Source organism: Saccharothrix sp. CCNWYY140, assembly GCF_037401995.1.
GTDB lineage: Bacteria > Actinomycetota > Actinomycetes > Mycobacteriales > Pseudonocardiaceae > Actinosynnema.
In genome coordinates this window covers 1-734 of the sequence record NZ_JBBEGC010000244.1, presented here as the reverse complement: position 1 = coordinate 734, position 734 = coordinate 1, and the positions used below count along the sequence as shown (strand labels likewise).

Below are 734 nucleotides of genomic sequence, written 5' to 3'. Positions count from 1 at the left end.
AGGGTGCGCAGGTGGCCCAGCCAGTGGCCGGGGTGGTCGACGTGGCCGTACATCATCGTCGAGGACGACCGGATCCCCACCTCGTGCGCGGTCGCCACGACCTCCAGCCAGGTCGCGGCGGGCAGCTTGCCCTTGGTCAACACCCAGCGCACGTCGTCGTCCAGGATCTCCGCCGCCGTCCCCGGAATCGTGTCCAACCCCGCCGCCGCGAGCTCGGTGAGCCACTCCCGCACGCTCACCCCGGCCTTCGCCGCCGCCGACACGATCTCCATCGGAGAGAACGCGTGCACGTGCATCCCCGGCACCCGCGCCTTGATCGCCCGCACGATGTCGGCGTAATAGGTGACCGGCAGCTTCGGGTCGATCCCACCCTGCATGCACACCTCGGTCGCCCCCGCGTCCCACGCCTCCTGCGCCCGGTCGGCCACCTCGGCCACGCTGAGCCGGAACGCGTCCGCGTCCCGCTCCCGTTGCGCGAACGCACAGAACCGGCACCCCACGTAACACACGTTGGAGAAATTGATGTTCCGGTTCACCACATACGTCACGTCGTCACCGACGACCTCGCGGCGCAGGTCGTCGGCCAACCGCGCCATCGCCTCCAACGCCTCGCCCTCGGCGGTCAACAACGCCATCGCCGCCGCCGTATCGTCCAGCAGCTTCGCCGGGTCGTCGGCAGCCAACGACAACGCCCGCGCCGTGTCCTCCGGCAACCGCTCCACCGCCTTCGGCAC

The 734-nt window shown here is 70.3% G+C and carries 1 protein-coding gene; it reads right to left on the bottom strand.

The features are described from left to right. Positions 1–734: radical SAM protein (locus WBN91_RS39065; protein ID WP_337729347.1), on the bottom strand; the 734-nt coding region annotated here is incomplete at both ends.